The following is a 25,018-nucleotide window of genomic DNA, read 5'->3' on the forward strand; positions in this document are numbered from 1 at the left end:
CCCGCTGAAAAAGGCAGACAGCGGAGCGACCCCTTCCCGTGTCGCGCCGTCCCGGGGCGGACGGCCCTGCGGGGGCCGGCCTCACCGCGCGCAAGCCCCTAGATTGCTCGGAGAGGAGGCCTCATGAAGACAGGCAGTGGGACATCCAGCTTCGTTCGTCCGTTCGCGGGCGCTGCGCTCACCGCCGCCGTGCTCGCCTTCATGGGAGTGCCCGCGGCGGCGGTCGCCCAGGGCGTCGTGCCCCAGGTGTCCTGTTACCAGCGCGCGACCGACGGCGGACTCGGCGACTCCCTGGCCACCCAGCTCTGCCGCGGCGCTCGTTCATCCACGCCCGCCGACTGCTTCGTGCGCGCCCAGGATGAAGGCTCACTCACGCAAAGCCAGGCCGTCCAGTTGTGCCAGTTCGCCGCGCCCGACGAAGACCCCGCGGGTTGCTACCTCCAGGCCCGGGAGCAGACCTTCACGGCCCCAGCGCGCGTGTTGCAACTGTGCCAGCCCGCGGTCCAGAGCTGTCCCGGCTACGTGGAGTAGGCCGGCGCGGCTCGCTTCGTCGGTAGCAGCAACTCCCGCAGGCGCGCGAGGTCCACCGGCTTCACCAGGTGCTCGTCGAAGCCTGCCTCCAGCGCGCGGCGCCGGTCCTCTTCCAGGCCGTAGCCCGTCACGGCGATGAGCACCAGGTCGCGCCCTTCGTCCGTCGAACGGAGCGCGCGGGCCACCTCGTAGCCGTCGAGCCCGGGCAGGCCGATGTCCAGCAATACGACTTCGGGACGGAGCTCGCGCGCCCGCGCAAGCCCCGAGGGGCCGTCCTCCGCTTCGCTGACGGTGTGCCCTTCCATCTCAAGCAGCTCGCGGACGAGCTGCCTGCTGTCGGTGTGGTCATCCACCAGCAACACGTGACGTCCGGAGGCTGGCGCCACGGGCGCGTCTTGAAGCACAGGCGCCTGTTCGACCTGGCCGCGCGGCAGCCGCACCGTGAAGGTGCTGCCCTTCGCGAGCCCGTCACTGTGCGCGCGCACGGAGCCGCCATGCAGCTCCACCAACCGCTTCACCAGCGTGAGGCCAATGCCCAGGCCTCCCTGCGCGCGGTCCAGGGTGCGTTCGGCCTGGAAGAAGAGCTCGAACACGCGCTCCTGAAGGTCCGGTGACAGGCCATCTCCGGTGTCGGACACCTCCAGCACCACGTGGCCGGGCTCCTCCCGCGTCACCACGCGGACGCGGACGCGGCCGCCGTGCGGCGTGTACTTGAGCGCGTTGGACACGAGGTTCGTCACGACCTGCTCCAGGCGGCTCGCGTCCCCCTCCAGCCAGGCCCGCGGGGCCTCCACCTCCACCTGGTGCGCCTGCGTCCGTCCGGAGGACTCCAGCGCCGCGACGGCGCGCCGCACGCACTCCGACAGGTCCATGGTCTGCTTCTGGAGCAGGATGCGGCCACTGCTCACCCGCTCCACGTCGAGCAGGTCGTCCACCAGCCGCGCCAGATGGAGGGCCTGCCGCTCCACCAGGGCGCGCGCCCGCTCGCGGCTGGCGGCGCCCTCCGTCACCGACAGCACCTTCACGCCGCTGGTGATGGCGGACAGCGGGTTGCGCAGCTCATGGCCCAGCATGGCCAGGAACTGGTCCTTGGCGAGGTTGGCCGCCTCGGCCTCCGTCATCTTCGTCCGCAGCGCGGCCTCGCGCTCCATCACCATGGCCGCGGTGAGCGCGAGCGTCGCCCGCAGGTCCTCCAGCTCGGAGATGCCCGTGGGCCCCACGTTGGTGAAGGCATCCGCCGAATCCGGGCGCTCCCGGGCCGCGCGGGCCAGGGCGCGGAGCGGACGCGTCATGCGGCGGCTCACCCAGGCGGCCCAGGCGGTGGCGACGGCACAGCACCCCAGCCCCGCGATGAGCAGCGCGAAGAGGGACTGGTTCACCGACGCGGCGAACACCTCGCGCGGCCCCGAGAACGACACCGTCCAGGGCACCAACCGCAAGCGCGAGTAGGCCGTGAACGACTTCATCCCATCCACTGTCTGCGTCGCGAAGAAGCCCTCGCGGCTCGCGCGGATTCTCTCGACGTATTCGGGCCGGGCCTTCGTTCCGACGAACCGGGCGCGGCCCCGGCTGCGCGAGAGGATGACGCCCTCCTCGTCCACCAGCGCGCCCAGCCAGTCCCCCGGGACGCGCTGTTCGTCCCAGAGCTTGTCGAAGTGCTGCATGGCGTACGTCGCCACCAGCACGCCCGCGAGCACGCCCTGACGCCGCACCGGCATCGCCACCGCCACGGTGGGCGCCCCCTGGAGGCGCGGGGAGGGAAAGTCGGAGATGACCACGCGCCCCGTCTCCACGACCTCGCGCACGTAGGGCCGCTCATCCACGAGCGCCGTCAGGTCGGTTCCGAAGGGCTGGTCCGTGGAGAACATCGTCCGGCCCTCCACATCCAGCAGGAAGAGCGAACCCCATTGTGCCTGGGACGCCACCACGGCCTGGCAGGTGGCATGGAAGGTCTCCAGGTCGCCTTGCGACAGCGGGGCTGAATGCGACAGCACCTCCAGCGCCCGGACCGACTGCCCCAGCTCCCGCTCCACGACGAGCGTCAGCGCCCGGGCCGTCTCACGCATGCCCTGCGCCCGCGCCTCCCGCTGCGACACCGCGAAGCGGCTCACCGCCCCCGCCGCGAAGAGCACGAGCGGCACGAGCAGGCCGAGCGCGAGCAACCCGAGATAGAAGCGAAGCGAACGCGGCTTCATCGACCGGCGACCTTCCAGGGAAGCATCGCGCCGCATCCTGCACGGACGGGAGCACGAGGTGCCCTCCAGTACACTGGAATGACGTGACCTGAACAGTCTCGCGGAGGGTGAGCTCAAGCGTCGACTTGCGGATGCCTGCTCGCCTCCCATCACGAGGCCAGGGCCAGGGTCGCGTTGACTGCGGGTGAAGCAAAAGCGCACAGTTTTCCGCGCCATGAACGAAAAGAGCGCGTCCTACCAGTCGTGGCTGGAGTCGTTCGCCAGCGAGCACGGCGCCACCGCGGGCACCATCCACCTTCAGCGGGGAGATGACCTCTTCCTCGTGGCCGCCCTCAACATCCCGCCGCCGTTGATGACGGCCGTCCAGCACGTGCCACACGGCAAGGGAATGGCGGGGCTCGCCCAGGTGCGCAAGCAGCCCGTGCAGACGTGCAACCTGAAGGAGGACACGTCCAGCGACATCAAGCCGGGCGCGAAGGCGGTGGACGCGCGCGCGGCGGTGGCGATTCCTGTGCTCGACGCGACAGGCCGGGTGCGCGCGGTGGTGGGCATCGCCTTCACCGAGGAAGGCTCGCTGGCCATCGAGCGCGAGACGTCCCTGATGGCCGCGGCGTCCCGACTCCCCATCGCGGATGGCTGAGCCCACGCCGGGCCTGACGGCGGCGGGTGAAGGCGGGCTGTCCGGCCGCGCCGTCATGGGCTGGGCGGCCTTCAGCGGGCTGCTGCTGGCCGCCATCCTGGTGCCCTTCGCCTGGTTCGGCGCCAGCCTGGAGACCGCGGCTGGAGACTTCCTGGCCATGCGGCCACCGTCCTGGCAGGTCGCGCTGCTGCTCGGGGGACTGCTGGCCTGCGATGCCGTGCTGCCCGTGCCCTCCAGCCTGGTGGGCACCGCGGCCGGGGGCCTGCTGGGCTTCTGGGGCGGCGCGGCCACGTCCTGGCTGGGGATGATGGCGGGCTGCGCGGTGGGCTATGGCCTGGGCGCGCGAGCCGGAACGGCGGCGCTGCGGCGCATGGTGGGTGACGCCGAGCTGAACCGGCTGGCCCGCGCCGCCGACCGGGTGGGGCCCTGGTTCCTGCTCGCCTTCCGCGCGGTGCCGGTGCTGGCGGAGACGTCCGTGCTCTTCGCGGGCACCAGCCGCATGCGCCCCCGGACGTTCCTCACCGTGAGCGCCCTGGCCAACCTGGGCGTCTCGGTGACCTATGCCGCGCTGGGCGCCAGCGCCGCGCGGCTGGAGTCGTTCCTGCTGCTCTTCGCGGGCATGGTGCTGCTGCCCGGCCTGGCGCTGGCATGGATGCGGCGAAGGACACCACCGCATCCGGCCCCGGCGCCACGCTAGGGCGGCCTGCTCAGCTCCGCGCCGCGCGCGCGTCACGGCCCCGGGCGCGGGCGGCCTTGGCGAGCGCGTCCGCGCCCTTCTCGTCACCGCGCATCCACTCCTTCATCGCGGGGACGATGCTCTTGCTCCAGCCCTTGCCGGCGCGCACGGACAGGTAGTCCTTCACCAGCGCGTCCACCATGGCGGACAGCTGCTCCATCAGGAAGAGCCGCTCGGAGAGCTGGTCATCCTCCTCCTCGCTCATCAGCGCCGGCAGCTTGCCCGCGCGGATGTCGAGGAACTCGGAGTCCACCGTGGCCTCGAACTCCTTCTCGCCCTGGGTGAAGCGCAGGCGGGCCTGGGCCACCAGCAGCCCGCGGTCCAGCGAGTGCTTCACCTGCTCGGAGTACGGCGCCAGGGTGCCCTTGGCGCTCATCTCCGTCACGTCGCCCGCCACGCCGCGCAGCACCACGCGGCCCATGAAGAGGACGCTGACCCCCTCACCTTCCACCTCGACGAGCGGCCCGCCCGCCTCGGTGCGCCACAGGAGCCACGTGAGGAACTCCCGGCCCAGGTAGGCGCGGCCACGCAGGAGCTGGTCCTGCGCCTTGCCCTTCTCGGCTTCGGCCTCGTCCTTCGTCTCCTCGGTGGCGCCGCCGTCCACGCCGACATCACCGCGCATGAAGGCCGCTTCGGCCCGCGCCTCGTCACGCCTCGCCATGTGCCACCTCCGCCGTCGTCGGCAGGTCCATGCCAATCAGCTCCGTGGTGGGCCCCAGCAGGGACTCGTCGATGCCCGCCGTCTGCGCCATGGCCGACGGCGTCATGCCGAAGAACTTCACGTTCAGCCCGCCCTCCAGCGCGACGGTGATTTCGTCCACCACCTTGCGCGACGCGGACCAGATCTGCACCTGCTGCGTCTTCAGGTTCCAGCTCACGTCCACCGTCGACGTGCGGGGCGTGGCGCGGTTGCGGAGCATCTGGCGGATTTCGCCGCGGCTCTGCGTCTTCTCGCCCCGGCTGGGCGGACGGCCATTCTCCTTCTCGAAGGCGGCGGCCCACTTCGCCAGCTCCGCCTTGAGCGCCGCGGCCGGCACCTTGATGGTGTCGATGCGGAAGGCGAACAGGGCGTACTCGCCGTAGTAGAGACGGCCGGCGGAGAACTCACTGGACTCCTCGTTCTCCAGCTCCACGAAGCCGACGGCGCGCTCTTCTTCGGAGCGGCGGTCGATGGGCTCGAACGCGTGCGCCTTGAGGCCGCGCGTCAGCCAGCGTTTGACATCCGAGGGCGCTTCCTTTGCCGGTTCGACCCGGAAGCGCGACAGCGTGACAGCACCACGAAGGACAGGCATGGGGCGCGGCAGGATGGGGGGCGAGCGCCGTGCCGTCAAGGCACTCGGCGTGGGTGGCGGCCCACCTCGGCCCCATGACAGGTCCGCCCCACGGCGGTAGCGTGGCGGGCGACATGCGCCGCGTCCTGTCCGCCTCGTTGCTGCTCATGGCCCCCCTGGTGCTCTCCGGCTGCTTCCGAGAGACGCGGCCCGAGGGCGACACCCTCCCCTCCCTGGCCCGCGCGCTCTTCGACACCCTGGAGGCCGAAGGCGCCCTGGCCAGCGCCTACGTGGTGGATGCGCGGACAGGCGAGCCGCTCTTCACCCACCGCGAGCACGTCCGGCTCCTGCCCGCCTCCACGCTCAAGGTCGTCTCCACCGCGTCCGTCCTCTCCGCGCTGGGCGCGGACTTCCGCTTCCAGACGCCGGTGGCCCTGGAGGGCACGCTGGAGGGCGGCCTCTTCCTGGGCGACATCGTGGTGGACCCCACTGGGGACCCGTCCCTGGGCTCGTGGCGCTTCCCCGAGACGGCCCTGGCGTGCGAGCAGGTGGCGGAGGCCCTCCAGGCGCGCGGCGTCCGCCAGTGGCGCGGGAAGGTGCGCGTGCGCGGCGCGAAGGAGGCGGAGCTCCCGTTTGGCCCTGGCTGGGCCTGGGATGACGCCGCCTATGCCTACAGCGCGGCGCCCACGGCCTTCGTCTTCCGGGAGAACGTGGTGGACGTGGCCCTGTCCCGGGCCGCGGGCGCGGACTGCGCGCAGCCCCCCGTCATCCAGGTGACGCCCGCCTTCGCGACGCTGACGGCCGTGGTGGGCGTGGACACGAACGCGGAGCGCCCCTCCCTGGCCTGCGTGCGCCAGCGTGGCGGGCCCGGCGTGCGCTGCCTGTGGCGCTCCGCCGCGGACACCTGCCCCCGCTCCGCCGCGGTGAGGCTGTCGGTGGACGACCCCGAGCAGCTCTTCGCCGCCTGCGTGGAGGCGTCCCTGCTGGAGCGCGGCATCCCCCGGCTGCCCATGACGCTGGAGGCGCCCACGCCCATGCAACCCGCCGTGCCCGCGCCCCTGGTCACCCTGGTCAGCCCGCCGCTGTCCGAGCTGGTGAAGGTGACGAACAAGGAGTCCCTCAACCTGTACGCGGAGCGCCTGGGCCTGCGCTTCGCGCGCGAGCTCACGGGCACGGAGAGCTATGGCGCCCTGCGCGCCGCGCTGACGGAGGAGCTGGCCCGCCGCGGCATCCCCTCGCGTGACTTGCGCCCGGTGGATGGCAGCGGCCTGTCCCGGTACAACCTGGCCACCGCGCGGGGACTGGTGCGCGTCCTCTTCACCAGCCTGCGCGAAGCCTACGGCGCCGCGCTGCTGGACAGCCTGCCCGTGGCCGGCCAGGACGGCACGCTCGCGGCCCGCCCCGTCACCACTGACACGGCGGGCCACATCCGCGCGAAGACGGGCACGCTGTCCGGCCAGCGGTGCTTCGTGGGGGTGGTGGACCGGCCGACAGACGCGCGGCACCCGCGCGTCGTCTTCGCGCTGATGCTGGGGAACATGGACGATGGCACCGCCCTGCCCGCCAACGAGGCGTTCGACCGGTTCGCGGCGGGGCTCGTCACGCTGCCGCTGCGCTGACGGTCAGGACGCACCGTCTCATCCTCAACAGTCACACGGCGCAGGCGCGAGCGAACACCCGGCGCGCGGCGGCATTCCCGACGCAACGAAGCCGTTTCCCGTCCCGAGGGACGTGGCAGGCTGCCGCGCGTTTTCCAACCCCGAGGTGAACCGTGAAGCTGAAGACCGCATTGACGGCGGCGGTGCTGACCCTGCCGCTGGCTGCGCCGGCCGCCCCCGCCCCCGCGCCCACCGCGGCGGCGCCCCGCAAGGCCGCCGCCTCCAAGGCGCCCGCGACGCCGAAGAAGGAGCAGGTGGACACCTACCACGGCACGGCGGTGAAGGACCCGTACCAGTGGCTGGAGGACTCGTCCGACGCGCAGGTGAAGCAGTGGAACGACGCGCAGAACGCGTACACCCGCGCGCTGCTGGACAAGCTGCCCGGACGCGAGTCCATCCGCCAGCGCGTCTCCGAGCTGCTGAGCTGGAAGTCCCCTGGCTACGGCGGGCTGCACGAGGCCGGCGGCACGCTGTTCGCCGTGAAGTACCAGCCGCCCAAGCAGCAGGCCTTCCTGGTCGTGCTCGGCTCGGTGGATGACACGTCCAAGGAGCGCGTGCTGCTGGACCCCATGGTGGTGGACCCGTCGGGCCACACCACCATCGACTGGTACGTCCCCACGCTGGACGGCAAGCGAATCGCAGTGTCGATGTCGAAGAGCGGCACGGAGAGCGGCGACGTCACCGTCTATGACGTGGCCACCGGCAAGCCACTGCCGAATGAGACCGTGCCCCGCGTGAACAGCGGTACGGCGGGCGGCAGCCTGACGTGGACGGCGGACGGCAAGGGCTTCTTCTACACGCGCCACCCGCGCGGCGAGGAGCGCCCCGAGGCGGACCGGAACTTCTTCCAGCAGGTCTACTTCCACCAGCTCGGCACGCCCACCCAGAAGGACACGTATGTGCTGGGGAAGGACTTCCCGCGCATCGCGATGACGGAGCTGGACACGTCCCACGACGGCAAGCACATCTCCGCCGTCGTGGCCAACGGCGATGGCGGCGAGTACATGGTGTACCTGCGCGACGCCGCCGGGAAGTGGTCGCAGGTGTCGAAGTTCGAGGACAAGGTCATCCGCGCGCGCTTCGGCCACGACGGCGCGATGTACCTGCTCAGCCGCAAGGACGCGCCGCGCGGCAAGGTGCTGCGGCTGCCGCTGGCCACGCCCACGCTGGACAAGGCCACGGTGGTGGTGCCGGAGGGCGAGGCCAGCATCCAGGGCTTCTTCCCCACGAAGTCACGGCTCTACGTGAGTGAGCAGCTCGGCGGGCCTTCGCAGCTGCGCATGGTGGACCTGAAGGGCAAGGCGCTGGGGACGGTGCCCACCCTGCCCGTGTCCTCCGTGGGCGGGCTCGTGAGCCAGGGCGGTGACGACGTGCTCTTCATCAACACCAGCTTCACCCAGCCGATGGCCTGGTACCGGTACTCGGCGAAGGACAACACGGTGAAGAAGACGGCGCTGGCCCGCACGTCGCCGTTGGATTTGAGCAACGTGGAGGTGGTGCGCGCGTTCGCCACGTCCAAGGACGGCACGAAGGTGCCGGTCAGCATCCTCAAGAAGAAGGGCACGAAGCTCAACGGCAACAACCCGGCGCTGCTGACGGGCTACGGCGGCTTCAACATCTCCATCAGCCCGAACTTCAACGTGCTGGCCGGCTTCTGGCTGGAACAGGGGGGCGTGTTCGCGGTGGCCAACCTGCGCGGCGGCTCGGAGTTCGGCGAGAAGTGGCACGCCGAGGGCTCGCTCACGAACAAGCAGAACGTCTTCGACGACTTCTACGCCGCCGCGAAGCTGCTGGTGGACCAGAAGTACACGCAGCCGAAGAAGCTGGCCATCCAGGGTGGCAGCAACGGCGGCCTGCTGATGGGCGCGTCCGTCACCCAGCACCCGGAGATGTACGGCGCCGTCGTGGCGCGCGTGGGCATCTACGACATGCTCCGGGTGGAGCTGACGCCCAACGGCCAGTTCAACATCACCGAGTACGGCACCGTGAAGAACCCGGAGCAGTTCAAGGCGCTGCACGCGTACTCGCCGCTCCACAACGTGAAGGACGGCACGGCCTACCCCTCCGTGCTCTTCACGTCCGGCGCGAACGATCCGCGCGTGGATCCGTTCCACTCGCGGAAGATGGTGGCCCGGATGCAGGAGGCCACCAAGGCGAAGAACCCCATCCTGCTGCGCGCCAACGCGGAGACGGGCCACGGCGCCGGCACGCCGCTGAACGCGCGCATCGAGGAGGAGGTCGACGTGTACTCGTTCGTGTTCAACGCCCTGGGCATGAAGTACCAGCCCCCGGCGAAGAAGGTCGCGGCGCCCAAGCCGCAGTAGCCGCGTGAGGACTGCATCCACCGCCGCCCGGACACTGGCGCGGCGGTGGACGCGGTACGGCGGTGCGACTCAGCAGGTCCAGGTGCAGGCCGTGCCGCCCCACACCTGGTTGCAGCGCCCTTCCGTCTGGGGAAGCGAGTCACAGAAGGCCTGAGTCGTCCCAGGCAGCGCCTGGCAGCACCCCGTGCACGTCCAGATGCAGGAGGTGCCCTGGTTGACCTCATTACAGCGCCCGGGCGTCTGGGGAATCGAGTCACAGAAGGCCTGGGTCGTCCCCCCCTGCGCCGTACAGCACCCCGTGTTGAGCGCCGCCTCTTCGCTCACGCCGTCGGACGCCGCGCCGTCTTCATCCACCACGCCACAAGCCGTGAGGCCCGCGACGGCCAGCAACACAGCGCCATGGAGCGCGAACCGCTTCAGTGAACCACGCATGCGAAACCACCTTTCCTGAGCAAGCTGCGCTACCAGCCTAACCCGAGGAAAAGCGGAAAAGAACGACGTCCTTTAAAGCCCCCGGACCTCGACCGCGCGAGCTTCGGGCTCGACGAAGCGCAGCAACGCCTCACCTTCCTTCGCCAGGGCCTCGCGGTCCTTCTTCTTCTTGAGCGGCGCGAAGGGCTCGACGACGAGCGCGGCCACCGCGCGCTTGCGCTCCACCGTCCACGTTCCGGCGATGAAGCCGTCCACGAGAAATGTCGCGGGGATGCGCAGATTCTTGGTGATGAGCTTGGATCGGCACGCCTCATCCACCAGCCGGGCCCGGTCATCATGGCCCAGCACCAGGCTGTCGAACTCAGGGAGGAAGCGCGGGGGCGCGGGCGTGTCCTCGTCCGGCCGAGGCGCATCGGGCAAGTCGAACAGCTCCCGCCCCTTCTCATCGCGGAACGTGCGCAGCGACGGGCGCAGCGCTTCAAAGGCGGGCTTCAGGCCCTTGAGGCCGGACCACGTCTGGGCATCCGACACCGACGCCGGACCGAAGGCCGCGAGGTAGCGCTGCACCAACGTGGGCAGGTCCGCCTCGGCTCGCAGGGGAACCCCAAGCCAGGACTCCGCGACCGCGAAGTCCGTGGTGCCGGGGTAGCCCCACTCCGTCTCCGTGGGTACCTGGATGAGCGGCAGGAACATCCGCACCGCGAAGCCCATGGCGCGCTCGTCGCTCTGGGGATGCCGGGCCACCAGGTGGTCGCGCAGCGCCTCGAAGGTGCGCGGCGCTTCATCAAAGAAGGCGCGCGCCTCCTTGACGAGCGGCGCGACGTCCAGCCCCTTCGCGCGCTCGCGCAGCACCGAGGCCACCGAGGCTTCGAGCAGCGGCGTGAAGCTGGCGCGCAGGTTCCGGTAGTCCCTCGCGCTCGCGAGGTGCAGCGTGCCACGCATCAACGTCGCCCGGACAACCTCCCTGCGCTGAAGCAAAACCTGGAGCGCAGCTCGCTCGAAGCCCTCGACCCGCGACCACAGGCCGACGAACGGCGGCTTCGCCTGCTGGGCCTGGAGCGCCAGGAGCCGCTCCACCGCGCCGAGCACGGAGGTCTGCTCACGCGCCAGCAACATCTGCCGCGCCAGCGTCGCGCGGTTGAGAGCCCTGAGGGTCAACGAGGTGTCTGGCATGTGGCCTCTCCCGCGTGGCGAGCAATGGAATGTGCCGCCTCACCTCGCGGGTCGCGGAGGTGTAGCACTTCACGAACGCGAGGCGAACGCCCCCAGACACCCTGGAGCCGTGCGCGTCGGGGTGCCACCATGCGAGGCATGGACGCGACCTCGATGGACATGATGACGACGCCCGCCGCCCTCGTGGACCTGGACCGCGTGGACGCCAACCTGAAGCGAGTGGCCACGTACACGCGCCAGCACGGCCTGCGGTGGCGGCCCCACACGAAGACGCACAAGACACCGGAGCTGGCCGCGCTCCAGCTCGCCGCCGGAGCCCAGGGCGTCACCGTGGCCACCGTGCGCGAAGCCGAGGTCATGGCCGCCGTCTGCGACGACGTGCTCCTCGCCTATCCTCCCGTGGGAGCGGAGCGGCTCGTCCGGCTCATGCGGCTGCCACCTCAGGTCCGGCTCACCGTGGCCCTGGACTCGGGCGAAGCGCTGGAGCTGTTGAGCCGCGAAGCCCGCCGGGCCGGCCGCACCGTGGGCGTGCTGGTGGAGCTGGACCTGGGCATGCGGCGCGTGGGCGTCCAATCCCCCGAGGACGCGGTCGCCCTGGCCCTCGCCGTGACTTACAGCAGTGGCCTGGAGTACCGGGGCATTACCTTCTACGCCGGACACCTGCGCATACCCCAGGCGGAGCTGGGCCCCGCGATGCGCGAGCAAGCCGCGCGGCTCGCCACCTACGTGGAGGCGCTGACTGCCGCGGGGCTGCGGCCCTCTACGGTGAGCGGAGGCTCCACGCCGACGCTGTGGCGGTCGCACGAAGTCACCGGGCTCACGGAGATTCGGCCGGGCATCAACATCTTCAACGACCGCAACTCCGTGTCGATAGGCGCATGCGCGTGGAACGAATGCGCATACTCCGTGCTGGCCACGGTGGTGAGCACCTCGGTGCCGGGGCAAGCCGTCATCGACGCGGGCTCCAAGGCCCTGGCCAAGGAGGATGGCTTCACGGACACGGGCGTGTACGGCGCCCTGCTCGACCTGCCGGACATCCTGGTGCGCGGCCTGTCTGAGGAGCACGGCCTGCTCGACCTCTCCAGCACCGCCTGGCGGCCGCGCGTGGGCGACCGCGTGCGCGTGGTACCCAACCACGCCTGTGCCTCCGTCAACCTGCACGACCGGTTGCACCTGCTGCGCCAGGGCACCTGGGCCGGCACGCACGCCATCACCGCGCGCGGCTGGTGACGCGCGCCGCTCACTCCATGCGCTGGAGCTCCTTCGACAGCAGCGTCTCCAGCTCACGGATGTTGCGGTAGACGATGCAGCGATAGGACGCGACGTCGAAGCGAAGCTCGTTCACGTCACGCACCAGCAACAGCGTGGGCCGCCCACGCCCCCACGCATAGCCGACCTCCAGGTACACGTTCGGATTGGCCAGGGACAGGTCGGCGATCACCACCTTCGCCGTCTCGATGCGCTCGCGGATGCGCTGGATGATGGGGCCGTCGAACAGCTCCTGGTCCACGCGCTCGCACAGCATGCCCGCGGCCTTCACCGGGCCCTGGATGCCGTAGTGATACGTGTCCTCCAGTTCGGCCGCGAAAGGCATGGCCACGAAGGCGTGAGGCTTTGCCATGGACACAGTGCCCGCCGTCGCCAGGGACGGCGCCTGCGTCACGGCTGACATTCGCCGCACCCGAAAGCCACCCTCCGGCAGCGGCTCCACGCCAGGCGTCGCGCTCAAGCCCCGCGTGAAGGCCTTGGCAAGTCTTTGCGCACGGCGAGCGTCCCGCTCCACCACCGTGAAGCGCGTCAGGGATTGAGGCCCGGCGCCACGTTGGAAGGCTTCAACGAGCCCGCCCACGAAGGCGAGCACGGCCTCGTCTTCATCCAAGCCGTAGTTGGGGCCATGGACGGTGCCCGCGACATGCGCGAGGCCCGAGTGGTGCTCCAGCGCCGCCAGCGCACGCACCGCGAACTGGCGAATCTCGTGGTAGCCGAACTCTCCCAGACGAACAGTGCCCAGGAAGAGCGCCAGTGGCGCCGTCAGGGCCCCCCGCGTCTCCACGAGGCGGCTCGCACTGGGCGCGAGCGTGAGCTGCGCCAAGGGAACCCCCGCCAGCTCCAGGCGCCGCGCTGCTTGACCCGTCGCGCCATAGAGGCTCTGTGCGTATTTGAACAGCACCGCGTCCGCGGTGAACTCGGTCAGGTCTCCTACCTTCAACGCCACGTCGAGGAACTGGGCCATTGAGCCCCACTGTAAAGCCTTGCGCCTGCTGTTCCCAACCCGACGTCCACGTCTGCCCATCAGGGCATGACGCAACGCGCCTCTCTTTTTCTCGGCTATCAAGTACGTCCCGCCTGAAGATCTCCGTTTGTGTTGTGTTAAGGAACCACCCCGACCCTTGGGGGGTCCATCCCGACACGGCCATGACGGCGCGGGGCACGGAGGAGAGTCATATGGAGCGCATTGGAATTGTTGGCGCCGGCACCGCGGGACTTCACCTGGGTCTGAAGCTGCTGTCCCACGGTGTGCCCGTGACGCTCTTCACGGAGCAGGAGCCGAGCAGGCTACGGGGTTCCCGTCTGCTCAACACGGTGGCGCACCATGCCCCCACGCGCATGCGCGAGCGCGCCCTGGGCGTGGACCACTGGAGCGGCCCCAACGCCGACATGTTCTATATCGGCATCCATGTGAACGGCGGCCCTCAGCCGTTCAGCCTCCGGGGCCGCGTGGATTCCCCCTCCATCTTCGTGGATTACCGCCAGTACCAGCCGCGCCTCGCGGAGGACTTCGTCGCGCGCGGCGGCAAGCTGGAGGTGCTCCCCGTGGACGTCGACGTGCTGGAGCGCCTGGCGCGGCAGCACGCGCTGATGGTGGTCGCCACCGGGCGCAATGGCCTCACGCGCCTGTTCCCCCGCGTGCCCGAGCTGTCGCCGCACACGCAGCCGCCGCGCATGCTCTTCGCCGCGCTGCTCAAGGGTGTGCGGATGCAGGAGCCCATCGGGATGAACGCCCACCTGATTCCCGGTCAGGGCGAAATCTTCGAGTCCCAGGTCGTCACCGCGAACGGGCGCGTGCCCAGCGTGCTCATCGAGGCGCTGCCCGGCAGCGAGCTGTCCCGGCTCAGCACGCAGCGCTACGACGAAGACCCGCGCGCCTTCGAGGCGATGCTGATGGGCTTCCTGCGCCGCTTCGCCCCCGCCACCTACGAGCGCGTGGACCCGGCGAGCTTCGGCGTGCTCGGGCCACTCGACTACCTCCAGGGTTCCTTCACGCCGACGGTGCGCCAGGGCTGGGCGCCGCTTCCGGGTGGCCGCTTCGTCCTGGCGGTGGGCGACACGCATGTGACGAACGACCCCGTCGCGGGCCAGGGCGCCAACGCGGGGTCCGCCTCCGCGTTCGCGCTGGCGGAGCACATCGTCACCGCGCTGGCGGAGAACCGGCCCTTCGACGCGGCCTTCTGTCGCGAGGCCGAAGCCGGTTCGTGGGCCGCCACCGCGCCGGCGACGCATTGGACCAACGCGCTGCTGCAGCCGCCGCCTCCGCACGTGATTGAGCTGCTGGCGGCTGGAAGCAAGGACGTCCGGGTCGCGGATGCCATCGCCACCGCCTTCGTGACGCCCGAGCTCATCCTCTCCGCATGTGCCAGCCCGGAGAGCACCGCGGCGTTCATCGCGCGGCACCGTCCCCTCGCCCGCGAGGCCGCGCCGCCGTCCAGCCCCCTGGCGTGGCACCCGCCTCCCGAGGAGCCAAAGGCCCCTGTGTCGCTGACCCGCTGAGCACCGTTGAAGTCGTCGCGACGAGGCGACGCGAGCAGGCCTCCTCGTCGCGCGACTGTGCTCCAACACAGCGGTCTGGCTTGTTGATGCGAGGCGTGCGCGTGATTCAGCCCTGCCCCGCTGGGGACGCGCGGTTATCTTCCGCGCCATGCGATTCGCCATCTTGGGCTCTGGAGGCGTCGGTGGGTTCTTCGGCGCGAAGCTGGTCCGCGCCGGGCATGACGTGACGTTCCTCGCGCGCGGAGCACATCTGCGCGCCATGCGGGAACACGGGCTCACCATCCACGGCGCTGACGGAGCCTTCACCGTCGCCGTCAAGGCCGACGACGACGTCCAGCGCTTCGGTCCCGTGGACGTCGTGGTCCTCGCGGTGAAGAACTATGACGTCGCGTCCGTGCTCCCCGCGGTGAAGACGCTGCTCTCCGCGCGAGGCACACCGGCGCCGGATGAAACGCCGCCCTTCGTGCTCACCTTGCAGAACGGCGTGGACAGCCCGTTGGAGGTGGCCGCCGCCGTGGGCGAGGCCGCCGTGCTGGGCGGCACCACGTACATCTCCGCCGCCATCAGCGAGCCGGGCGTCATCACCCAGGCGGGCACGAACCACCGCGTCGTGCTGGGCGAAGTGTTCGGAGACACCTCGCGCGTCTCCGCCCGGGCCCAGGCCCTGAGGGACGCGCTGGCCAGCTCCGGCGTCACCGTGGACGCAGTGCCGGACGCGCGCGGCGCCCTCTGGGACAAGCTCTCCTTCCTGGGCTGCATGTCCGCCTTCAGCACCGCGTCCCGGCTGCCCGTGGGCGCCCTCCGGGACAGTCCGGCCTTCCGCGAGGTGTTCCGGCAGGCCGCCGCCGAGGTGCTCAGCGTCGCCGCCGCGGAGGGCGTCACCACCACCCGCACGCCGGATGCGCTGGTACGGTACATGGACGAGCTGCCCGCCCACATGCGGCCGTCCATGCTGGGCGACCTGGAGAACGGCAAGCCGCTGGAGGTCGAATACCTCCAGGGCGCGGTCGTGCGCCGGGGCCGCGCGCGGGGCGTCCCCACGCCGGTGATGAGCACCCTCTATGTCCTGCTGATGCCGCACGCCCAGGGGGAACGGAAGGCCTGAGCCACGACGCCCGGCTGGAGGACAGCCAACACCCGCCCCGCCTTCAGGGCCCGCGCAATCGCCGGGCCGGATGGGCATATGAGCGTCATATGACCGAGCCGAAGCCCCGTCCCCCCGAGAACGAGCTGCCCCCCGTTTTGGGCCGCGTGGCCTTTCTCGCCGTCGTGTCCGGCCTGACGCCGCTCATCCCCGTTCCCTTCCTGGATGACTACGCACTCCGGCAGGCCCGCGAGAGCATGGTCCTCACCCTCCTCTCCGAGCACGGCCTCCCCAGGCCGGCCCGGGCGGTGGAGGTCCTCGCCGGCTCCCACCTCGGCCGGACGGCGGGCGGGCGCCTGATGAGCTCCCTGAAGGCCCTGGCGCTCTTCCCGGTGCGCAAGGTGTTCCGCAAGCTCTTCTTCGTCTTGTGGGTGAAGGACTGCGTGGACGTCGCGTCGTCAGCGCTGCATCACGGCTACCTGCTCAACCATGCCCTGGAGCGTGGCGACCTGAGGCCCGAGGACCTGGAGGGCCCGCTGCCCGGAAAGCTCCACGACGCCATCGTCGCCGCCTGCTCGGAGCTGGACCCGCGCCCCGTCAACCAGGCTCTGCGCCGGCTCTTCGCGGGCAGCCGCCTGCTCATGGCCGAGGCCACCCGCGCCTTCTTCAGCTCCGGCGCCCCCGGCCCCCGCACGCCCGAGCCGGGTGAGAGCGCCGAGGTGAAGACCTTGACGGAGCGCCTCATCGCCGCGCTCTGGGAGGAGCGCGGCTACTTCGCCTCGCTGCAACAGCACTACGACACGCACCTGAAGGCGCGCCACGCCCCTTAGGGGGCCTGGCGTGTCACGGCACGGTGTCGGTGGTGGTGGCGGCCAGCGGCTCGCGGATGCGCCGCGAGAAGTCCGGGCGCCCGTCCGCCGCCTGCGCGCGCGCGTTGATGTGGTGGCGCTTGCGCACCTGCTCCAGCGGCGCGTCCCGGTCGATGAGCTCCAGCTCATACGCCAGGGCGTCCGAGAACGCCGGCAGCAAGGTGCGGTGGTCGTAGGGCACCTGGCTCTGGCTCACCTTCTCCAGGTGCCGCACCAGGTTGGTGGTGCAGTTGTTGGTGAGCGTGTCGTAGAACTCCGGCTTCTCGTGCAGCGCGTTCATCCGCGCCACCATGTCGAGGAAGAAGCTGACGATGCGCTCCTTCGACGCATCCACCGGGTAGAGGTAGACGTCATCCTTGCGGTGGTTGGAGCGCAGCTGCACCAGGTCTCGCTCATCCCCCACGACGTAGGTGAGCTCGAACTGGCGGAACAGGCCGCCCAGCGCGGAGAACGTCTCCCCCTTCTCGCGGCGGACCTCCACGGAGAAGACGAGGTAGCGCCCATCCGCGAAGCCGAAGCTCACCATGGTGTGGGCCGCGCCCCAGACACCGGAGAAGGGCTCCACGATGAACCACGCCCCCGTGAGCTCACGCGTGTCATACGTGGCCGAGTACCACGACGCATCCCAGTCCGACGGGGTGCGGTAGCGGAAGTCCCGGACGTCATGCAACGTCACCCGGGGGCCCTCCACCACCGCCCGGGCGGAGCGCGCCAGGTCCGGCGCCCAGTCCGCCTGCGTCGCGGGCCGCACCGTCTGGGTCCACCCCCAGATGGACACACACCCGACGCCGATGACGGACACGGCGGCCCACCGTGAATGGCGCCGCCAGGCCACCACCGCGCCCGCCGCGAGCACCGCCGCCCCCAGCGCCCTGAGCCCGTTCGCGCCCTGGGGGCCCGCCCCCGTCAGCGCCAGGGCCAGGGCGGCCCAGGTGACGCCCAGCGCGAGCACCAGCGCGGTGATGACACGGAAGACACTTTGCATGGCCGGCGAGTATATGCGGGCTTCAGACGCCGACCGCACCCACGCCTCCCGTGGCTTGACCCTTTTTCCTGGATTGTGGCCAGAATGCGGCCCGTTCCAGGAGAGACATCAATGGCGGATGAGCGAGAGGACACGACCATCTACAAGGTCGTGGTGAACCACGAGGAGCAGTACTCCATCTGGCCGGCCGACCGCGAGAATGCGCTCGGCTGGAAGGACGCAGGCAAGCAGGGACTCAAGGCCGAGTGCCTGGAGTACATCAAGGAGGTCTGGACGGACATGCGTCCGCTGAGCCTCCGCAAGAAGATGGAAGAGCTGAAGTCGTAGTCACGGCACCGCCCGTGCGCACGCCCCTCGCGAACCCTGGCAACGGCGCCAGGGTCCGGGGGGCGTGCTGCATGAGCGGAACCGGCAGCGACGCCTAGAGGTCCGGCGGCGGCCGGACGCCCAGGTGGCACGCCCTCAGCGCCAGCTGCGTGCGGTTCTCCGCGCCCAGCTTCCGGTAGAGCTGCGTGACGTGGGACTTCACGGTGCGCTCGGCGATCTGCAGGTGCGCGGCGATCTTCAGGTTGTCCGCGCCGCCCGCGACATACGCCAGCACCTCGCGCTCCCGCTGCGTGAGCGCCAGCAGCACGCTCGCGGTGGGTGACGTCACCGGTGGATGCTCGAAGTCGTTCCTCAGGAGCTGCACCGGGAACAGCCGCTCGCCTCGGACCAGGGAGTTGATGGCGGACGCCACCGCCGTCGTGCCCAGCCCCGCGCGGAACAGGTAGCCGGAGGCACCCTCGTCGAAGCACTGCGAGATGATTTCCGGGGTGCTCACCGCGGAGAGCAGCAGCATCCTCACCTCCAGCCGGCGCTTGCGCGCCTCCCGCAGGAGGTTGATGCCTTCCGTGACGGAGCAACCCACGGCTGCCTCGCTGTCACCCTCCACGTCCATCACCGCGACCTGCGGCGGGTCTGTCCCCAGGCTGTCGAGGAACAGGCGCACGTCTCTCGTCACCGAGGAGATCTGCACGCCTTCACCACGGAGCCCGTCGGCCAGGCCCTGCCAGGCCGCCCACGGTCCTTCGAGAATTGATACACGAATCGCTGCTTGATTGGTTGCCATGCGAAGGCCCCCCAGCCGTCATGGCGAAAACTGCATGAACAGACAACTGACCACAGCCGGCTCCGGTACCACCTGGGCCAGTGGGTTGCATGACAGGGAAGAACGAGCGTGTCCGCTGAGCCACTCCGGAGTCGACCTACCGATGTACGACTCGACTCCTGACTGTTTTTGACTTTCAGCTACTCCTGACGTCCCTGCGGGCCGCACCTCCTTCGGCCCAGGTTCATGGTCCAACGCGGAAACCCTATCACCGGGGAAGCGCAGACGCGAACCAGCCCTAACGGGAGTGTCCAGTGTGCATGAATCAGAGCCCATTACGGGGGTTTCATCCGTTGGTTCGTCATCGCTGTCCGCCGCCGGACACGCCCTGGCGTCCACAAGTCGATGAAAGCCCCCTCCCGCACCGCGCTGACTGTCGACCGTGACACACGCGCCTGGGACCTGAATATCCCGCAAGTCCAAGCAGAAAAGAGGGTGCGACATAGGCGGCGTGGGAGGAAGGCAGACGTGTATGCTGCCGCTCCCGCATGCGCTCCGCTCTGACTCCCCATCTCGACGTCGCCACCCCCGAGCGCGTCGCGCTCACGCTCCCCGTCGCGGGCATTGGCTACCGGTGCCTCGCGTGGCTGGTGGACGCGAGCCTGCTGTTCTTCTTCTGGCTGGTGGCCTACTTCGTCTTCACGCTGCTGGTGTCGGACGTGCTGGGCGCCTTCCAGGCGCTGTCGGGCGTGGGGCAGACGTTGCTGGTGGTGGGCGTCTTCGCCACGCAGTGGCTGTACTGGACGGTGAGCGAGGTCTTCTTCCACGGCCAGACGCCAGGCAAGCGGGTGCTGGGCATCCGGGTGGTGCGCATGGACGGCTCGCCCGTGGGCGTCTACGAGAGCGCGGTGCGCAACCTCTGCCGCGCGGTGGACTTCCTGCCCATGCTGTACGCCGCCGCCTGCGTCAGCATGCTCCTCACCCGCCAGCACCGGCGCCTGGGAGACCTGCTGGCCGGCACACTGCTGGTGCGCGAGGAGCGCATCGACCTGGACAAGTACACCGCCGCTCCGGCCACGTCCGAGCGAGTGCCACAGGGCACGGGCGCGAGGCCCCTGTCGCCGGAGGACGTGGAGCTGGTGCTGTCCTTCCTGTCACGCGCGCCCGGGCTGGCGCCGGAGGTGCGGCAGCGGCTGGGCGCGCGGCTGGTGGAGCGCGTGGGGCCCGAGGACGCGGAGGCGCGCGCGGCGGTGCTGGCGTCCTCGGAGCGCACCGAGGCCTTCCTGCGGGACCGCGTCCAGGGGGAGCGCTGACATGGCCACGCCCCTGCCCGCCTACGTGGCCCAACGCCGCGCGGACTGGGATGCGCTCCAGGCCCTGCTGGCGAAGCAGCGCTCCGGCGCGCTGAAGCTGGGCGAGCTGCGCACGCTGGACACGCTGTACCGCCGCGCGTCCGCCGACCTTGCGCACGCGCAGACGTTCTACGCCGACACGGATGTCCACCGCTTCCTCAACCAGCTGTGTGGCCAGGCCTACGCGTCCATCTACCAGCCGCCGCGTGAGCGCTGGCCCGCGGTGCGGGACTTCTTCCGCCGCGAGTTCCCCGCCACCTTGCGCCGCGAGCGCGGCTTCGTGGGCGCCAGCGCCGTGGTGTTCCTCCTGGGCATCCTGCTGGGCGCCCTGGTGGTGCTGTGGGAGCCCCGGGGCGCCGAGCTGCTGGTGCCCTCCGGCGTGCGCCACTACGTGGCCCAGGGCCGCATGTGGACGGATGACATCCTGTCGGTGGCGCCGCCCAACTCGGTGGCGTCCGGCATCGCCACCAACAACCTCACCGTCACCATTGTCACCTTCGCCCTGGGCCTCACCGGCGGCCTGGGCACGCTGTTCCTGCTGGTGAACAACGGGGTGCATATCGGCGCCATCAGCGCGCTGTGCGCCCGCGAGGGCATGCTGGGAGGACTGCTGGACTTCATCGCCGCGCACGGCCCGGTGGAGCTGTCCATCCTGGTCATCGCCGGCGGGGCGGGGCTGATGGTGGGCCAGGCGCTCATCGACCCGGGGGAGCTGCCCCGGGGACAGGCGCTGGCGGCGCGCGGGCGGGAAGCGGTGAAGCTGGTGCTGGGCTGCGCGCCCTTCCTCGCCCTCATCGGCGTGGTGGAGGGCTACGTCTCCCCAGGGGACTTGTTCCCCACCTGGCTGAAGGCGGGGCTGGGCCTGCTCCTGGGGGCGCTCTTCTGGGCCTACCTGCTGCGCGCGGGGAGGACCGTCGCCGAGGCCACGGGCGCGCCGGCCGACAGCGCCTCCTGACGCTTGCGCTGGCGGTGACGGAGGATGCGCTCATAGGCCGCGTTCAGCTCGCGCATCTTCTCCGCGGAGCCGCCGCGGTCCGGGTGCTGCTCCATGGCCAGCGCGTGGTAGCGCGCGCGGACCGTGTCGGCCGAGTCCAGCGGCGACACACCCAGCAGCCGGTAGGGGTCCTGCTCTTCCAGCGCGGACAGCCACTTGTCCAGCCGGTCCTTGACCTCGATGAACTGCTCGTCCTGGGCGCCGGTGTCCTTCACCGGGTGCGTGCGCACCTTCGCGTCCGCCCGGAAGACGTCGGAGTACACGCTGGACACCCAGCGGTGGCACCCGGAGCACCGGAAGTAGCGGACCCGGGTCCCCGGTTGCTGGGTCATCCGGATGCCGCAGTGGGTGCACTCCACATCGACGTTTTCCAGTGTCTGCCAGTTCGCTGCCGCCGCGTTCATCGAACCTTGCTCCCGTTTGCAACACGCATGTAGCAGCGGGGAAGCTCCCACGATGGGAGATCGCGTCAAGAAAATCGCTCCGCCCCGGGTTAGAAGGGCCTCCATGCGTCCCCTGCTTCTCGCTGGCCTGCTCCTCGCAGCCACCGCCCGCGCCCAGGCCCCGGTGGCCCTTTCGGGTCCGGCGCCCACGCCCCCTGCGGAGGCCGCCCCGGCGCCCGCGACGGACGACGCCGCGCTCCTGCGGGGCCTCCTGGGGGCGGTGCGGCCGGCGCCGGCGGAGATTCGCGCCATCGCCATTGAAGACCTGGCGCTGCTGGGGGACGCCCGCGCCCTGGATGCGCTGGCCACGCTCCTGTGGGACCCCAACCCTCGCATCCAACAGGCGGCGCTGCGGGCCGTCACGCTGTTCCAGCACCCCCGGGCGGAGGAGCTCCTCGCCAACGTGGTGCGCCACCCCCGGCTGCCGGACGCGCTGAAAATCCAGGCGCTCAACGGGCTCGTCTTCCAGCGCACGCCCACCGCGCGCCGGGCCGTCCAGGACGCCGCCGTGGACTCGCGGCTCACCGCGGGGGTGCAGAGCGCCGCGCGCGCCGTCGTGTCTCAGTGGGACGCGCCGCGCCGCTGACGCCCGCCCGCCGGGCAGCCATGCGGGCACCACCCGCCAGCGCCGGCGCCCAGGTCAAGGGCTGATTCCTGGAGATGTGACGCCCCTGGGCTACACTGCGGCGTCATGAAAATCACTCCGCTCGACATCCGGCAGAAGCGGTTCGAAACGGCCCTGCGCGGCTTCTCTCGCCGTGAGGTGGAGGCCTACCTCGAGCTCATCGCCGGTGAATTCGAGGAGGTGGTGAAGGAGAACATCGCGCTCAAGGAGGAAGTGAAGCGCACCCAGTTCAAGGTGGAGCAACACCAGGAACGGGAGCGCACCCTCCAGGAGACCATGGTCACCGCCCAGCGCATCAGCGAGGACCTGAAGGACGCCGCGAAGAAGGAAGCGGAAATCATCATCGCGGACGCCGAGCACCAGGCGGAGAAGATTGTCCACGGCGCCCACCAGCGGCTGGTGCAGGTGGTGGAGGACATCAACGAGCTGAAGCGCCAGCGCACCCAGTTCGAGTCGCAGGTCCGCTCCGTGTTGGAGGCCCACCAGAAGCTGCTGGAGACCTTCAAGAGCCCCACGTTCGCGGACCGCGACTACGCGCGCGTCGAGGACAACGTGGCCTACCTGTCCCAGAAGAAGGCCAACGGCGACTCCTGACGCGCCGCGCCGCGCGGTGAGGTTGCGGCAACCTGGGGCGAGGCTGTTATGTCAGTGGGAACGTGAGGCCGCCGCACATGCGCCACCTGCCTGTCCTGCTCCTGCTGCTCGCCGCCTCCGGGGCCTGGGCCCAGGAGCCGGGCGGCCCTCATGGCACCCACGCCCATGACGTGGTGAATGACGCCGCGCTGGTGCCCCGGACGCGTCCGCCCCAGGTCAGCGGGGAGGTGACGACGGAGCGCTTCCGCATCCTCCACACCGCCGCCGCCACCGCGGCCGCGCACGAGCTGTCCCGGCAGATTGAAGGCGTGCGGGACAGGTTCGGCACCATCCTCGGCAAGGACTGGCCGGGCGTCACCGAGGTTCGCCTGGGCGTGGGCCGCGCGGAGTTCGAGGCCCTGGCGCTGCCCGGCGGCAAGCCCCCGGGCTGGGCCGTGGCGCTGGCCTACCCCGCCCACCAGATCATCCTGCTGGACGCGCGCAGCCTCCACGAGCCGGAGGGCCAGCAGACGCTCCGGCACGAGCTGGCGCACGTGGCCCTGGGACAGCTGGCCCCGTCGTGGCCCCGCTGGTTCCAGGAAGGCGTCGCGCAGTACGTCACCGGGGAGCGCTACTCCCTGACGCACTACTCCGCCCTCTTCCGGGCCGTCACCCAGGAGCGCGTCTTCCACTTCGAGCACCTCGACCGGGCCTGGCCGGACGTGCCGTCGGACGTGGAGATCGCCTACGCGCAGAGCGCCGCCTTCGTCGCGCACCTGTCGGCGAAGTTCGGCCCCCAGGCCATGGCCGCGCTGGTGGACGGCGTGGCGCGCGGCGAGCCCTTCGAGACGGCCTTCGGCAAGGCCTTCCGCACCTCCCTGCTGGTGGAGGAGACGGACTGGCGTGAAGGCCTGGCCGCGCGCTACGGCTGGCTCCCGCTCACCACCAGCTCCGCGCTCGTCTGGCTGGGCGCGTCCTTCCTCTGCGTGGCCGCCTACGCCCGCCGCCGCCAGCAGCGGGCCGCGAAGCTGGCGGAGATGGCCGCCCAGGATGCCGCGGAGGACGCCGCGCTGCGCCTGCTGGCCGCCCAGGCCGCGCAGGCCCAGGCCCAGGGCACCGCCGTGAGCGCCGGGGACTCCACCTGGCCGGACTGGCCCGCGGGCTCGCAGGGCACGGATGCCCACCTGGAGGCCCAGGACGGCGAGGCGCCCGCGGACCGCGCCGTCAGCGACCTTCCGGGTGAGCTGGACGACGAGGACGACCCCCATGGCCGGCCGCCGAAGCCCACCCTCCACTGAGCGCCGCCCTTTCCGTCCTGCCAGGGCTACAGGGCGGGGGCTGTAGTTTCTACAGGCGTCCTGCTCCGCTGCCTCCCCATCCCTTCAAGGCAAACGGCTGATTTCACTGGGAAGACGTATCCCAGGGGCGTTGGCCGACGGATTGCTTTGGCCTCCGTACGCGATGCGGAAGGCACTGGACATGAGCGAGCGTGGACGTAAGGCAGCCGTGCTGGCGCGGTTCTTCCGTCAGCAGCCGGATCGAATCTCCGCGCTGTGGCGGCGGATGGTGCTGGCGGCGCCCGATTCGGACGCGTCGCAGGGCGCGCCCACCCAGTTGGACAACCTGGTGGAGCCCTTCATCCGCGAGCTGGGCCGGACGCTGGCGGGCGAGGAGTCCAGCCCCTGGAGCCGCACGCGCGCGGTGCTGCGCCTGTCGGCGCACCGGGGCGCCCGCGCGCTCTATGACGAATTCGCGGCGCTGCGGCGCTGCCTGGTGGATGCCTCCGAGGTGCTCGGTGGCGGGGATTGGGAGCGCGAGCGCATCAACCGCGCCGTGGACGAAGCCGTGGACTCCGCGGTGGCGCTCCTCCAACGGATGAAGGACCCGCGAGCCGATGGCCCGCGGGTGCCCTTCGGTGGGCTGGTCGTCGAGTACTTCGAGCGTCCTTCCCGGACGCGGCGCGTGTCCCCGGACACGGGAGATGGACGTACGGCGATGCACTGAGGGCGTGTAGGGGTTGGCCGGCCCGTTCGACTTGACGTGCCCGGAAGACGGGCGCGTCCGAGACCGGCGGGAGGGAGTGTGCCTGGGTGGGGGCCCATGGCGCGCTTTGTGGGAAGGCGTGCTCCCGCTGGGGAGTGGTGAGCGCGCACCGCGAGCCGCTGGCAAGACGCGTGGATGGGGGTCCACGCGACTCGCCGGTCGGACGGGTCGGCGCATTTGTCGCAGGGAGTGCAGCAGCGGCTGTGGGGGCCGTGGGTGGAGCATGCGGGAG

25 protein-coding genes are annotated in these 25,018 nt (G+C 70.6%); 16 read left to right on the forward strand and 9 right to left on the reverse strand.

Annotated elements, in window-relative coordinates; translation table 11 throughout:
- Positions 1-123 precede the first annotated feature (123 nt).
- A complete protein-coding gene (locus tag HV826_RS18680; RefSeq protein ID WP_176418389.1) occupies positions 124-531 on the forward strand; it encodes a hypothetical protein in 408 nt (135 codons plus the stop codon).
- Here the strand turns inward: HV826_RS18680 and HV826_RS18685 are convergent.
- Positions 519-2,726 carry an ATP-binding protein gene (locus HV826_RS18685; RefSeq protein ID WP_176418390.1) on the reverse strand — a complete coding sequence of 736 codons (2,208 nt, stop codon included), beginning with the start codon at positions 2,724-2,726 and terminating at the stop codon, positions 519-521. The two genes, HV826_RS18680 and HV826_RS18685, sit on opposite strands and share 13 nt — an antisense overlap.
- A 214-nt stretch (positions 2,727-2,940) precedes the next feature.
- On the opposite strand from HV826_RS18685, the gene HV826_RS18690 reads away from it, so the two are divergent.
- Both HV826_RS18690 and HV826_RS18695 read left to right on the forward strand, forming a co-directional pair.
- A complete protein-coding gene (locus HV826_RS18690) occupies positions 2,941-3,366 on the forward strand; it encodes a GAF domain-containing protein (protein ID WP_176418391.1) in 426 nt (141 codons plus the stop codon).
- The gene (locus tag HV826_RS18695) at positions 3,359-4,063 is read left to right on the forward strand and encodes a TVP38/TMEM64 family protein (RefSeq protein ID WP_176418392.1); all 705 of its coding nucleotides are present in this window, start codon (positions 3,359-3,361) and stop codon (positions 4,061-4,063) included. Before HV826_RS18690 ends, HV826_RS18695 begins: the two co-directional genes overlap by 8 nt.
- A gap of 10 nt (positions 4,064-4,073) precedes the next feature.
- On the opposite strand, the gene HV826_RS18700 is transcribed toward HV826_RS18695, so the two are convergent.
- Positions 4,074-4,763: a hypothetical protein gene (locus tag HV826_RS18700; protein WP_176418393.1), complete on the reverse strand. Its 690-nt coding sequence runs from the start codon at positions 4,761-4,763 to the stop codon at positions 4,074-4,076.
- Positions 4,750-5,394 carry a recombination-associated protein RdgC gene (gene rdgC / locus HV826_RS18705; RefSeq protein WP_163778037.1) on the reverse strand — a complete coding sequence of 215 codons (645 nt, stop codon included), beginning with the start codon at positions 5,392-5,394 and terminating at the stop codon, positions 4,750-4,752. Before rdgC ends, HV826_RS18700 begins: the two co-directional genes overlap by 14 nt.
- A gap of 113 nt (positions 5,395-5,507) precedes the next feature.
- Between rdgC and dacB the strand changes: the two genes are divergently transcribed.
- Together dacB and HV826_RS18715 are read left to right on the forward strand one after the other, a co-directional pair.
- The gene (gene dacB / locus HV826_RS18710) at positions 5,508-6,992 is read left to right on the forward strand and encodes a D-alanyl-D-alanine carboxypeptidase/D-alanyl-D-alanine-endopeptidase (RefSeq protein ID WP_176418394.1); all 1,485 of its coding nucleotides are present in this window, start codon (positions 5,508-5,510) and stop codon (positions 6,990-6,992) included.
- 152 nt (positions 6,993-7,144) lie between these two features.
- Positions 7,145-9,355 carry a prolyl oligopeptidase family serine peptidase gene (locus HV826_RS18715; RefSeq protein ID WP_176418395.1) on the forward strand — a complete coding sequence of 737 codons (2,211 nt, stop codon included), beginning with the start codon at positions 7,145-7,147 and terminating at the stop codon, positions 9,353-9,355.
- A gap of 69 nt (positions 9,356-9,424) precedes the next feature.
- Here the strand turns inward: HV826_RS18715 and HV826_RS18720 are convergent, their stop codons facing one another.
- Entirely contained in the window at positions 9,425-9,787 is a 363-nt protein-coding gene (locus HV826_RS18720) for a hypothetical protein (RefSeq protein WP_255207796.1), read from the reverse strand.
- 72 nt (positions 9,788-9,859) lie between these two features.
- Positions 9,860-10,960, reverse strand: a complete 1,101-nt coding sequence (locus HV826_RS18725; protein ID WP_176418396.1) for a winged helix DNA-binding domain-containing protein — start codon at positions 10,958-10,960, stop codon at positions 9,860-9,862.
- A gap of 129 nt (positions 10,961-11,089) precedes the next feature.
- On the opposite strand from HV826_RS18725, the gene HV826_RS18730 reads away from it, so the two are divergent.
- On the forward strand, positions 11,090-12,190 hold the full coding sequence (locus HV826_RS18730) for a D-TA family PLP-dependent enzyme (protein WP_407938411.1): 1,101 nt from the start codon (positions 11,090-11,092) through the stop codon (positions 12,188-12,190).
- Positions 12,191-12,200: 10 nt separating this feature from the next.
- On the opposite strand, the gene HV826_RS18735 is transcribed toward HV826_RS18730, so the two are convergent.
- On the reverse strand, positions 12,201-13,193 hold the full coding sequence (locus HV826_RS18735; RefSeq protein WP_255217284.1) for a hypothetical protein: 993 nt from the start codon (positions 13,191-13,193) through the stop codon (positions 12,201-12,203).
- A 212-nt stretch (positions 13,194-13,405) separates the two neighbouring features.
- On the opposite strand from HV826_RS18735, the gene HV826_RS18740 reads away from it, so the two are divergent.
- The 3 genes from HV826_RS18740 to HV826_RS18750 all read left to right on the forward strand — a co-directional run bounded on the left by HV826_RS18740 (position 13,406) and on the right by HV826_RS18750 (position 16,642).
- Positions 13,406-14,728 carry a styrene monooxygenase/indole monooxygenase family protein gene (locus HV826_RS18740; protein WP_176418398.1) on the forward strand — a complete coding sequence of 441 codons (1,323 nt, stop codon included), beginning with the start codon at positions 13,406-13,408 and terminating at the stop codon, positions 14,726-14,728.
- Between the two features lie 148 nt (positions 14,729-14,876).
- Positions 14,877-15,833 carry a ketopantoate reductase family protein gene (locus tag HV826_RS18745; RefSeq protein WP_176418399.1) on the forward strand — a complete coding sequence of 319 codons (957 nt, stop codon included), beginning with the start codon at positions 14,877-14,879 and terminating at the stop codon, positions 15,831-15,833.
- Positions 15,834-15,922: 89 nt separating this feature from the next.
- Entirely contained in the window at positions 15,923-16,642 is a 720-nt protein-coding gene (locus HV826_RS18750) for a hypothetical protein (protein ID WP_176418400.1), read from the forward strand.
- A 13-nt stretch (positions 16,643-16,655) separates the two neighbouring features.
- Here the strand turns inward: HV826_RS18750 and HV826_RS18755 are convergent, their stop codons facing one another.
- Entirely contained in the window at positions 16,656-17,666 is a 1,011-nt protein-coding gene (locus HV826_RS18755; protein WP_176418401.1) for a DUF4105 domain-containing protein, read from the reverse strand.
- A 111-nt stretch (positions 17,667-17,777) separates the two neighbouring features.
- On the opposite strand from HV826_RS18755, the gene HV826_RS18760 reads away from it, so the two are divergent.
- Positions 17,778-17,993 carry an MbtH family protein gene (locus HV826_RS18760; RefSeq protein ID WP_176418402.1) on the forward strand — a complete coding sequence of 72 codons (216 nt, stop codon included), beginning with the start codon at positions 17,778-17,780 and terminating at the stop codon, positions 17,991-17,993.
- Positions 17,994-18,087: 94 nt separating this feature from the next.
- Here HV826_RS18760 and fruA read toward each other — a convergent pair whose 3' ends face one another.
- Positions 18,088-18,777: a response regulator transcription factor FruA gene (gene fruA / locus HV826_RS18765; RefSeq protein ID WP_002640682.1), complete on the reverse strand. Its 690-nt coding sequence runs from the start codon at positions 18,775-18,777 to the stop codon at positions 18,088-18,090.
- Between the two features lie 527 nt (positions 18,778-19,304).
- Between fruA and HV826_RS18770 the strand changes: the two genes are divergently transcribed.
- Positions 19,305-20,069 (forward strand): RDD family protein, encoded by a 765-nt coding sequence (locus HV826_RS18770; protein ID WP_176418403.1) that lies wholly within the window; start codon positions 19,305-19,307, stop codon positions 20,067-20,069.
- Position 20,070: 1 nt separating this feature from the next.
- Positions 20,071-21,063 (forward strand): stage II sporulation protein M, encoded by a 993-nt coding sequence (locus HV826_RS18775; protein WP_176418404.1) that lies wholly within the window; start codon positions 20,071-20,073, stop codon positions 21,061-21,063.
- Here the strand turns inward: HV826_RS18775 and HV826_RS18780 are convergent.
- Positions 20,997-21,506: a J domain-containing protein gene (locus tag HV826_RS18780; protein ID WP_176418405.1), complete on the reverse strand. Its 510-nt coding sequence runs from the start codon at positions 21,504-21,506 to the stop codon at positions 20,997-20,999. The genes HV826_RS18775 and HV826_RS18780 overlap by 67 nt on opposite strands.
- Before the next feature lie 103 nt (positions 21,507-21,609).
- Between HV826_RS18780 and HV826_RS18785 the strand changes: the two genes are divergently transcribed.
- The 4 genes from HV826_RS18785 (at position 21,610) to HV826_RS18800 (ending at position 24,747) form a co-directional block, all read left to right on the forward strand.
- On the forward strand, positions 21,610-22,131 hold the full coding sequence (locus HV826_RS18785) for a HEAT repeat domain-containing protein (protein WP_176418406.1): 522 nt from the start codon (positions 21,610-21,612) through the stop codon (positions 22,129-22,131).
- A gap of 105 nt (positions 22,132-22,236) precedes the next feature.
- Positions 22,237-22,764: a DivIVA domain-containing protein gene (locus HV826_RS18790; RefSeq protein ID WP_163787238.1), complete on the forward strand. Its 528-nt coding sequence runs from the start codon at positions 22,237-22,239 to the stop codon at positions 22,762-22,764.
- Between the two features lie 77 nt (positions 22,765-22,841).
- Complete coding sequence (locus HV826_RS18795; protein ID WP_176418407.1) at positions 22,842-24,041, forward strand: peptidase MA family metallohydrolase; 1,200 nt, start codon at positions 22,842-22,844, stop codon at positions 24,039-24,041.
- Positions 24,042-24,204: 163 nt separating this feature from the next.
- Positions 24,205-24,747 carry a hypothetical protein gene (locus tag HV826_RS18800; RefSeq protein ID WP_176418408.1) on the forward strand — a complete coding sequence of 181 codons (543 nt, stop codon included), beginning with the start codon at positions 24,205-24,207 and terminating at the stop codon, positions 24,745-24,747.
- The last annotated feature ends 271 nt before the right edge of the window (positions 24,748-25,018 follow it).

The organism is Myxococcus sp. AM010 (assembly GCF_013372585.1).
GTDB lineage: Bacteria > Myxococcota > Myxococcia > Myxococcales > Myxococcaceae > Myxococcus > Myxococcus vastator.